Origin of the sequence: Chryseobacterium phosphatilyticum (genome assembly GCF_002899825.2) — a bacterium.
Taxonomy (GTDB): Bacteria; Bacteroidota; Bacteroidia; order Flavobacteriales; family Weeksellaceae; genus Chryseobacterium; species Chryseobacterium phosphatilyticum.
Map to the genome: position 1 here is coordinate 1 of NZ_PPED02000032.1, position 619 is coordinate 619.

1 protein-coding gene is annotated in these 619 nt (G+C 65.4%); it reads left to right on the top strand.

All coding sequences use genetic code 11. The annotated features are described in order from the left end of the window. Nucleotides 1-11 precede the first annotated feature (11 nt). The gene (gene paoA / locus C1631_RS25285) at nucleotides 12-602 is read left to right on the top strand and encodes an aldehyde dehydrogenase iron-sulfur subunit PaoA (protein WP_497707256.1); all 591 of its coding nucleotides are present in this window, start codon (nucleotides 12-14) and stop codon (nucleotides 600-602) included. Nucleotides 603-619 lie beyond the last annotated feature (17 nt).

The window sequence follows — 619 nt, forward strand, 5'->3', positions numbered from 1 at the left end:
CCTCATCACCCATTCGACCTAGTCCTTCCGGTCCGATCCAGCACAGGATGCCTCCCATGGTCACAGCGAGCGGTTCTACCCGCCCCGCCACCACCTTCGACATCAGCCTGACGATCAACGGCGAGACACGGGAGATCGCCGTCGCACCCTGGACGACTCTGCTGGATCTGCTGCGCGAGCGTCTCGACCTCACCGGCACGAAGAAGGGCTGCGACCACGGCCAGTGCGGCGCCTGCACCATGATCGTCGATGGCCGGCGCATCAATTCCTGCCTGACCCTGGCCGTGATGCACCAGGGCGCCGAGATCACCACCATCGAGGGCCTCGGCCAGCCTGACAACTTGCATCCGATGCAGGCCGCCTTCGTGAAGCACGACGGCTACCAATGCGGGTACTGCACGCCGGGCCAGATCTGCTCGGCCGTGGCGGTGCTGGCCGAGATCAAGGCCGGCATTCCGAGCCACGTCACCGCCGACCTCAACGCCCCGATGCAGGTCACGGAGGCCGAAATCCGCGAGCGCATGAGCGGCAATATCTGCCGCTGCGGCGCCTATTCCAACATCGTCGAGGCGATGACCGAGGTCACCGGGAGGCCCGCATGAAGTCGTTCACCTACGAG